The 8,018-nt window shown below is 46.2% G+C and carries 12 protein-coding genes and 1 pseudogene; 2 read left to right on the top strand and 11 right to left on the bottom strand.

Features of this window, described 5'->3' with window-relative positions:
• Positions 1 to 345: pseudogene (locus Q0200_RS10510) on the top strand (hypothetical protein); the annotation flags it as partial.
• A 73-nt stretch (positions 346 to 418) separates the two neighbouring features.
• Here the strand turns inward: Q0200_RS10510 and Q0200_RS10505 are convergent.
• From Q0200_RS10505 to Q0200_RS10455, 11 genes are all read right to left on the bottom strand, one after another.
• The gene (locus tag Q0200_RS10505) at positions 419 to 1,093 is read right to left on the bottom strand and encodes a ModD protein (RefSeq protein ID WP_297940997.1); all 675 of its coding nucleotides are present in this window, start codon (positions 1,091 to 1,093) and stop codon (positions 419 to 421) included.
• A complete protein-coding gene (locus tag Q0200_RS10500; RefSeq protein ID WP_297940996.1) occupies positions 1,087 to 1,257 on the bottom strand; it encodes a hypothetical protein in 171 nt (56 codons plus the stop codon). Before Q0200_RS10500 ends, Q0200_RS10505 begins: the two co-directional genes overlap by 7 nt.
• Positions 1,241 to 1,525 (bottom strand): helicase, encoded by a 285-nt coding sequence (locus Q0200_RS10495; protein WP_297940995.1) that lies wholly within the window; start codon positions 1,523 to 1,525, stop codon positions 1,241 to 1,243. The genes Q0200_RS10500 and Q0200_RS10495 overlap by 17 nt, the downstream gene beginning before the upstream one ends.
• Complete coding sequence (locus Q0200_RS10490; protein WP_297940998.1) at positions 1,522 to 2,958, bottom strand: alanine/glycine:cation symporter family protein; 1,437 nt, start codon at positions 2,956 to 2,958, stop codon at positions 1,522 to 1,524. Before Q0200_RS10490 ends, Q0200_RS10495 begins: the two co-directional genes overlap by 4 nt.
• Before the next feature lie 41 nt (positions 2,959 to 2,999).
• On the bottom strand, positions 3,000 to 5,075 hold the full coding sequence (locus Q0200_RS10485; RefSeq protein WP_297940993.1) for a heavy metal translocating P-type ATPase: 2,076 nt from the start codon (positions 5,073 to 5,075) through the stop codon (positions 3,000 to 3,002).
• Positions 5,059 to 5,403: a hypothetical protein gene (locus tag Q0200_RS10480; RefSeq protein ID WP_002946910.1), complete on the bottom strand. Its 345-nt coding sequence runs from the start codon at positions 5,401 to 5,403 to the stop codon at positions 5,059 to 5,061. The genes Q0200_RS10485 and Q0200_RS10480 overlap by 17 nt, the downstream gene beginning before the upstream one ends.
• Positions 5,400 to 5,705 (bottom strand): Cys/Met metabolism pyridoxal-phosphate-dependent enzyme, encoded by a 306-nt coding sequence (locus Q0200_RS10475; RefSeq protein ID WP_231679322.1) that lies wholly within the window; start codon positions 5,703 to 5,705, stop codon positions 5,400 to 5,402. The genes Q0200_RS10480 and Q0200_RS10475 overlap by 4 nt, the downstream gene beginning before the upstream one ends.
• Positions 5,706 to 5,717: 12 nt before the next feature.
• The gene (locus Q0200_RS10470) at positions 5,718 to 6,119 is read right to left on the bottom strand and encodes a hypothetical protein (RefSeq protein WP_297940991.1); all 402 of its coding nucleotides are present in this window, start codon (positions 6,117 to 6,119) and stop codon (positions 5,718 to 5,720) included.
• A 22-nt stretch (positions 6,120 to 6,141) separates the two neighbouring features.
• Positions 6,142 to 6,789 carry an aminotransferase gene (locus tag Q0200_RS10465; RefSeq protein ID WP_297940990.1) on the bottom strand — a complete coding sequence of 216 codons (648 nt, stop codon included), beginning with the start codon at positions 6,787 to 6,789 and terminating at the stop codon, positions 6,142 to 6,144.
• Complete coding sequence (locus Q0200_RS10460) at positions 6,786 to 7,127, bottom strand: HMA2 domain-containing protein (protein WP_297940988.1); 342 nt, start codon at positions 7,125 to 7,127, stop codon at positions 6,786 to 6,788. Before Q0200_RS10460 ends, Q0200_RS10465 begins: the two co-directional genes overlap by 4 nt.
• 109 nt (positions 7,128 to 7,236) lie before the next feature.
• Complete coding sequence (locus Q0200_RS10455; protein ID WP_297940986.1) at positions 7,237 to 7,674, bottom strand: Fur family transcriptional regulator; 438 nt, start codon at positions 7,672 to 7,674, stop codon at positions 7,237 to 7,239.
• Positions 7,675 to 7,833: 159 nt separating this feature from the next.
• Here Q0200_RS10455 and Q0200_RS10450 point away from each other — a divergent pair.
• Positions 7,834 to 8,018, top strand: a 185-nt coding sequence (locus Q0200_RS10450; protein ID WP_297940984.1) for a hypothetical protein, incomplete at its 3' end; no start/stop codon positions are given.

Here is an 8,018-nt window from a genome sequence, read left to right as displayed (position 1 = left end):
CGTAAGGAAATCTCCGAAAATGAGATAGCGTCTGCCGAACTCGTAATAAAATATCCGTATGCCGTCATAGAACAAAAGCCCGATATAAAAACTATGTTTGATAAGGTAATAGGCATGGGATTTAACTACGGCGGACTAATAAAAGACAGAAATACGAGCAAAATACTAGCAGACAATACATACATCTACGAGTCTTATCACTCTTGGCTAATCCAAGCTTTAACTAACGCTTTGGGTCCGGAATCCGGCGGTTCGTTTTGGCTATGCAATAAAAATGAAACTACCTCGATAGAAAAGTGTAATCAAAAAATGATAGTTGAGTTCTTTAGAAAGGATAGAAAATGAGAAAGCTTGAGATAGCTATACGTTAAACTCAAGTGCAAATTTGACGCGCCAAAGAGTCTGTCAAATTTGTAAATTATACTATCTCTAAAACCGTGGTGATATCTGCCATGCCTTGCGTGTACATAGCTGACGTAACGAGCGCGTCCGTGCCGGCGCTAGCAAATTCTCGGACGTTTTTTAGATTTATCCCGCCGCTTGCGACTAGGGCTGCGTTTGGAGCGATTTTATCTCGCAAGTCTACTGCTTGCTTTACCGCCCCCGACGTAAATTTATCGCACTGCACGACGTCGGCGCCAGCCTTTAAAAGCGCTTCGCAGTCGTCTAAATTTTCGCATTCGACGGCGATTTTGCGCTCGGGAGCTTTTGCTTTAAAGGTTGAAATTTGACCCAAAAACTCCTCATACGAGCCATAAGCCTTGATGTGATTTTTAAAAAACAGCACGCTATCGCTCAAATTTAGCCTATGCACGCCGCAGCCGCCCTCAAGCACGGCTTTTAGGCAAAATTTCTTAGCAAATGGGAAGCTCTTGCGCGTGGCTAGGATTTCGCATTTTGGATTTATGCTTTTGGCGGTCTCATTCATCGCTCTTGCGTAGGTGGCAATCTTGCAGGCGTATTCTAGGCAAATTTGAGCTAGTTTCCAGGCTTTGTGCACATTATCGTAGCTACCGCTGATTTTTACGATCGGCTCTTTTGCGGCTACGACGGCGGAGTTTGGGACGCAAATTTGCGCCTCGCAGTCTAGCAAACGCGCCCCGCCGCTACGTCTACGCAGCTAACCGTCACGTCCTCGCGCGGCAGTATGGTTAAGACGGCGTTTTTACGGATGCCTTGAAGCGAGGTTGTAAGATCAAGGTAGGGCAGGTCTTCGCCGATGTAGGCTAAAATTTCTGCGTCACTTATCTTGATCATCGCTTGCTAGCCTTTTTGCCTCGGCGTTTTTCTTATTTGCGTTTACGATCATGTTTCTAAAAATGCCGTTTTCGTAGAGTCCGGCGTGGTAGAGCGAAAAACCTATAAACGCGACGCCTGAGGCTACGTGCCACTTTTTAAAGCCGCCTTTGTTACGTCCGAGCATTCCCAAAGCCGTAACGCAAACAGCCGCTAAAGTGACGCTCATGCCGATTTTTGCGACTTTTCTATGGGTTTGTAAATTTAAAAGTTGTCCGCTTATGTTCATTTTTTTCTCCAGCAAGTTGTGTTTGCGATGCCTATGCTCTCAGGGTCAAATTCCGGATTTAGCCCCGCTTTTCTTTGCGATTCGTAGTCTTTTAGGGCTTTTATCATGACTTTTGATAGCATAAAGATCGCCGCGATATTTATCGTAGCCATCGCCGCCATCGTGATATCGGCGATATTCCAAGCGATAGTTAGATTCATCTGCGCTCCGACGAATATCATCGCGACCGCCGTTATCTTAAAGGCTAGGGCGATTTTGTGATTTTTGGTAAGGTATTTGATATTTGCCTGCGCGTAGTAGTAGTTGCCGATCAGCGAGGTGATGGCAAAAAGCACCACCGCAAGCGTCGTAAAGTGAAGGCCTATCTCGCCGTAGTACTCGCGCATCGCGGCCTGCACCAAAGGAAGCGCAGTGAGCGGCTCGCCGCCGGCACCCGTTTGCTTTGTGATATAGGCCTGCGAGAAAAGCACTATCATGCCGGAAGCCACGCAGATCGTCATATCTATAAAAACCGCCATCGCTTGCACGAGTCCTTGCTTTACGGGGTGGCTCGTGTGAGCCGCCGCGGCTGCGTTTGGCGCAGAACCCATGCCCGCTTCGTTTGAAAACAGTCCGCGCTTGATACCGTAGACGATCACGCTACCGGCAAATCCGCCGAATATCGCCTTAAAATCAAAGGCGCTTTTCATGGTCATATCAAAGACGGCCGGTAGCTTGTCTAAATTTAAGCAGATCGCGATAAAGGCTAGCAGGATATAGGCAAGCGCCATAAAAGGCACGATATAGGAGCTGACCTTGCCGATGACGTGGCTCTTGCTAAAAAACATCACCGCCGCAAATGCCGTTAGGATGAGGCCGATACCCACGGGAAAGCCGCTATCGCTAAAGCTCGTAGCGCTTGCGCTTTGGTCGTAGTAAATTTGAAAGGCGGAGGTCATGGTGTAGCTTTGTAGGCCGTTAAATCCGTACGCGTACGTGATGATGAGAATGACGGCAAAAAGGCTTGCCATCCACTTGATGCCTAGGCCGTTTTTGATGTAGTATGCCGGGCCGCCCTTAAAGCCGAATACGTCTTTGGTCTTGTAAATTTGAGCCAGCGTACTCTCGGCAAATGCCGAAGCCGCGCCCAAAAATGCCATCAAGCACATCCAAAATAGCGCGCCCGGTCCGCCAGCTACGATAGCGGCGGAGATGCCGGCGATATTTCCGATGCCTACGCGCGAGGCGGTAGAGATCATAAGCGCTTGAAAGGGCGTGAGATGGTGCTTGTTGTATTTGTCCTTTTTCTCGACTAAGACTTTGCAAGCCTCGAAAAACATCCTAAACTGCACGAATCTAGTAATATAGCTAAAATAAATACCGGTAAGAACGAGCACGATAACCAAAAAATAGCCGTATAAAAAGTCGTTGGCTAGCGACATCTCGTCGTTCATAAATTTTAAAATTTTATCTATCAACCGTCATTCCTTCAAATTTACTTCGCGCCTATCTTGACGCCTTTCATCGAATTTGCCAGCAGTCCGATCGTCGTACCGTTGTGCAAAACGGCCGTGGCGATAGGGTTAAAGAGCCCAAACGTCGCGCCTGCTAAGATGAGGGAGTTTATGCCGACGGTAGCGTTAAAATTCGTATTTATCAGCCTCATAGTTTTATTTGCGACGTCTTTTGCGACGGCGACCGAGCCGATGTCGTCTTTTAGTAGGCTGATGTCGGCGGTTGCTTTTGCGATGTCGGCGCCCTTTTGCATGCTGATGCCTACGTGCGCTTTGGTGAGGCTTGGCGCGTCGTTGATGCCGTCTCCGACGAAGGCTACTTTTTTACCTTCGGCTTTTAGCTGCTCGATGATGCCTGCTTTATCGGTAGGTAGGCAGTTTGCATAGACTCTATCGATACCTAGCTCGCTTGCTACCTGATCGGCTTTAGACTGTACGTCGCCCGTTAGCATTATCAGCTCTTTTACGCCTAGTTTTCGTAGCTTTGCTAGCGTCTGCGCAGCATTTTCTCGCATGGTGTCGCACATAGCGATGACGCCTAAGAGCTCTTTGTCGTAGCCTACGTAAAGTAGCGTGAGTCCGCTGTCTACTTCGCTTTTTATGATTTCTTCGTGTTTGCTAAATGAAATTTGCTCGTCGTCCTCTAAAAAGTGTCTTGAGCCGATCACGACCTCTTTGCCGCCTACGTATGTTTTGACGCCGTGAGCGACGATAAACTCGACCTCGTCGTGATGGATGTGGTGAAAGCCTATCTCTCTAGCGGCCTTTACGATGGCCTCGGCTACCGGGTGGAAGTAGTGCTCCTCAGCGCTTGCGGTCAAATTTAAGAGCTGTGCTTCAGTAAATTCTTTTTTAAACGAGTGAACTTTCACGACGCTTAGGCTACCGTGCGTTAGCGTGCCAGTTTTGTCAAAGACGAAAGTATCGGCGCTCGCTAGCGCCTCGATAGCTTTGGCGCCCTTTATCAGCACGCCGTTGCGGCCGGCTTTTGAGATGCTTGATTTAAAGGCGACGGGCGTGGCTAGCTTTAGCGCGCAGGAGTAGTCCGCCTGCAAGACGCTAGCTACGCGAGTCATGTCTCGGCTAAGCAGATACGAAACGCCGGCTAGACTTAACGTCACGGGCACTAGTTTGTCGGCTAGCTTCGTGGCTTTTAGTCCGACGGCCGATTTTTCGTTTAGCGAGCTTTGGATGTAGGATTTTATCCTCGCGGTTGCGCTCTCGGCGGCTATGCTCTCGGCCCAGATTTTTATGCGTCCGTCCTCGACTACCGTTCCGCTCATCACGCGGTCGCCGCGCTCTTTTTTGACAGGTTCTGCTTCGCCGGTCATCGAGACTTGATTTACGCTTGCGGTGCCTTCGACGATGTAGCCGTCGATGCCGATGCTTTCGCCTGTGCCGACGACTACGATGTCGCCTATTTTGACGTCTACGGTCGCGATTTTTTTGAGAGATTTTTTACCGTGATCATTTATCTCGATCCAGACTTCTTCGATGTTCGGGCGGGCCAGCTCTTTGATGAGGTCGTCGCTGCGGTGTACGGCGCTTTCTTCCATGTATTCGCCGATGGTTAGCATGAGATTTGTGCTATTTGCTGCTAAAAAGTCGCGTCTAGCCAGGCTCACGCCTACTGCGGTGGCTTCGAGTACTTTTGAGGTTATGCCTTCGTTTACGGCTTCGCTTGCGCCTTCTTTTAGCAGCGGAGCGGCGGCTATCAGGCTAGCCATAGCTTTTACGCCGTTGCTACTTATAAGAGGGGTGATGGCTAGAGCCGTTGCCGCTTTGTAAATTTCAGCCTTGCTCGGGCTATTTTTGCGCTTGTTAAAATTTGCGATCGGCAAATTTTCGATGAACTCTTTGATTTCGTTTAAATTTGAGTCAAAGCCGACGATGATACTTTTTGCTTTTTTGTTTACCCTGACGTTTTTTGCGTATCTAAACTCCGAAATTTGAGCCTCCAAGCGGCTCTCGTCGCAGTCCTCGCCGATGCGTTCGCAGACGAAGCGCACGCGGTTTTTAGTCAGGTGCGCGATGCGAACGTTATTTTTGGGAGTCAATTTCGGCCTTTACATCTTCAAATCGCTCTTTTAGTTCTTCAAATCCTGCTTGAAGCAAATTTGATCCTTTTGCGATAGCTGAAAATAGCGCTTTTTGCGCGTTTTCGTTTGTTAGCACGTATGCCACGACGCCGCCTATGAGCGCACCTTTTATAAAGCCTGCCGCGTTAAAATTTGCCGGGACAAAGTCTTTTAGCGCGTCGTTTATGCCGCGGTCAAACGCGCTTGGCGCGCCGGTAGTCTTTACCGTAGTCGTCGTAGTCGTCGTGCTGCCGTCGTCGTTTAGCTGATTTACTGTTTGAGTTTGATTGATGTATGGGTTTTTCATTTACTTTCCTCTAAATTTTTGATTAGTTTCTCTGTCGCAACTACGCCTGCGATACCGACGGCAACGGTTGCCGCAGCCGCAAGATAGCGCGCCGAGACTAGTTTGTTTGATGCGCTGATAGCGCACGCCGTGACGATACCGCCTTGGATAGCGATTTTAGTCGTTTTAGCTACGGCCTGCGTCTTGCTGACCTTGCCTTTTTTATAGTTTAGTATTTCTACGCCGCCCGCTGCTATCGCGCCGATTAGCGCGCCGCTTATCATATGATCTACTGGGAGTCTGGTTGTTGATGTTAAATTCATTCTATACCTTTATTATTTTTCTAAATTCGGTTCAAGCGCGTTTGCGATATCTTCGGCTAAAATTTCGGTTTGTGTAGCCGCTTTTGCCGGAGCTTTTTTAGCTCTTGGAGCTCTTTTTTTCTTAGCTTTTGTTTTCTCGGCTTCTTTTTCAGATTTCTCTGCGGCTACTTCGGCGCTAGTGCGTCTTGTGCGTTTTTTTGTTTCGGTCGCCTCTTCGCTTGTTTTAGCAAATTTTTTCTCGGCGTACTCTTTTGCTTCGCCTATTTTTTTCTCGGCAAATTCTTTTGCGTTTTCGGCAAACTCTTTGCCTTTATCTAGTCCGCTTTCAAGGGTTGATTTGATTTTGTCTTTGTTGTTAAAAGCCGCGACGGCTAAACCTCCTAAGATTGCTCCTGCGATAAACGGTAATGCCATTTTTTATCCTTTGTGTTAAATTTTATTCTTTATCTTTGTTTTTGTCTAAATTTTTACTGAGCATCATGCTGGCTAGTCCGCCAAGCGCCAAACCGCCGAAAAATGAAAAATTCGGATTGTTTAAAAGCGCGATAGCGTCCTCTTTGCTGCCTTGCCCAGAGCCTATGCGCTCTAGCGTTTGACTGATTTGTTTAAAGCTATCCGAATCAAAAGCGTTTAAGATATTGTCGCTCGGATTTTGAGCCGTTTGCGCTTGTTCCTCTTGATTGGTGTCACCTGTGCCTTGAAACTGCGCGGCTAAAATTTGAGCCAGTTTTGCTTTGAGAGCCGGGATGTATTCATTATTTGACGTAGCCCAGAGCCTAAAGCAAATGTCTTTAAAATTTTCATCGCTTATGCTGTCGGTCAAATTTTCATAAAACGCGTTTAACTCAAGCTCGTAGTTTAGGGCTTTTATAAAGCAAGCGTCAAGATCCTCGCACGCTAAAGCGCAAAAAACTTGCGGATCGGCAGGGTCTGCGTAGGATTTTAAAAGCTCCAGTCCGCTTCGTCTAACCGCTAAAATTTGATCAAAAATTTCATCTTTTTTGCAGACGTTTTCGTAAAATTTAATGCCCTGCGACTCTAGTAAAAACACCGCATTTGCGGCTTGCTTTAGCTCCTCGTTCATCTTGCGCCGCCGGTAGCTTTTTGGGCTAGATTATTGATGAGGGCTGAAATTTCGTGCAAATTTTCTCCTTTTAGTAGATCGTCCCACATCTTTTTCGGGAAAATTTCATGGTCGTATTCGATCGTTGCGGAGCCGATTAGCTTGTTAAATTTGACGTTTTTTATGCCGTCTATTTGCTTGATCGTTTGATCGATTTTTTCTAACGGCAAGCTGTCCGCTTCTTTTTTGATATCGCTGCTGACGCGGACTCTTAGGCGGCCTGCGACGTGGTGGATCGGCGTAAAATACGAAGCTATGCGTAAGACTAACTCCGATGGTATATGTGGTGCTGCGCTCATGTTTCTCCTTTGTTTTTTGGCGTATTATCTATTTACTACGCTTAAATTTAACTGAAACTTTTTTGCATATCGTTATCAAATCATTTTTGATAAAGAGGCGCAAAATAGGCTATTTGTTTTGGCACTTTGGACAAATTCCGTATAAAATCATCGCATGACCTTCGAGTTTAAAGCCTGAGTTTTTACAAATTTGCTCTTGTTTTTCTTCTACATATTTATCGAAAAAACTCTCCGCTGTGCCGCATTTTATGCAGATTAGATGGTCGTGATGCGACTTTAAATTTAGCTCAAATCTATTTATCCCGTTCTCTTCAAAGCTCAAAACCAGCCCGAAATCCTGCAAAAAATTTAAAAACTGATAGATAGCCGTGAGACTCACGTTTCGCCTAAATTCGCTTTTGATCTTAGTTTGTATCTCGCTTGCGCTAAGATGCTCGTCGCTGGAAAATAAAATTTTTAAAATTTGCTCTTTTGCTGCGGAATTTTTATATCCGTAATCCCGTAAAAGCTCTAAAAATTTCATATAAAATTTATCAAAAGTGTGCATTTTGCCGCCGTTTCAGCCGATTAAAATTACTTTTTATTATAGTGAAAAAAGCTGATAATGCGATAAATTTAAGACCAATTCTCAAAAAATAGAGATTTTGGCTAAGCGGTTATAAAGGTTATTTTGGCATAATTCCGCAAAAATTTTAAAAGGGAAGCCATGACGTACGACGAGCTAGAGCTTGAAGCGGTTTTGCTAGAGGTTTTGGAAAACCGAGGCAATTTTGAATCGCTTGACGATGAAGAGCTTTTCGAACTTATCGAAGAGGTCGCAAAATATACCGACGGAGATTATGAAGAGGCGTTTGAGTATATAAGAAAGCACGGTATAGATAAGGAAACTAT

Source organism: uncultured Campylobacter sp., assembly GCF_938045225.1.
Taxonomy (GTDB): Bacteria; Campylobacterota; Campylobacteria; order Campylobacterales; family Campylobacteraceae; genus Campylobacter_A.
Note: the sequence above shows the minus strand (reverse complement) of the source record. Positions and strands in the feature narration are given on the sequence as shown.

Bases quoted from the DNA above. Each gene is read 5' to 3' on its own strand.
- Q0200_RS10465 (WP_297940990.1), bottom strand. From the start codon at position 6,789: ATGAACGAGGAGCTAAAGCAAGCCGCAAATGCGGTGTTTTTACTAGAG.
- Q0200_RS10475 (WP_231679322.1), bottom strand. From the start codon at position 5,705: ATGAATTTAACATCAACAACCAGACTCCCAGTAGATCATATGATAAGC.
- Q0200_RS10495 (WP_297940995.1), bottom strand. From the start codon at position 1,525: ATGAACATAAGCGGACAACTTTTAAATTTACAAACCCATAGAAAAGTC.
- Q0200_RS10490 (WP_297940998.1), bottom strand. From the start codon at position 2,958: ATGAACGACGAGATGTCGCTAGCCAACGACTTTTTATACGGCTATTTT.
- Q0200_RS10455 (WP_297940986.1), bottom strand. From the start codon at position 7,674: ATGCACACTTTTGATAAATTTTATATGAAATTTTTAGAGCTTTTACGG.
- Q0200_RS10480 (WP_002946910.1), bottom strand. From the start codon at position 5,403: ATGAAAAACCCATACATCAATCAAACTCAAACAGTAAATCAGCTAAAC.
- Q0200_RS10500 (WP_297940996.1), bottom strand. From the start codon at position 1,257: ATGATCAAGATAAGTGACGCAGAAATTTTAGCCTACATCGGCGAAGAC.
- Q0200_RS10470 (WP_297940991.1), bottom strand. From the start codon at position 6,119: ATGGCATTACCGTTTATCGCAGGAGCAATCTTAGGAGGTTTAGCCGTC.
- Q0200_RS10460 (WP_297940988.1), bottom strand. From the start codon at position 7,127: ATGAGCGCAGCACCACATATACCATCGGAGTTAGTCTTACGCATAGCT.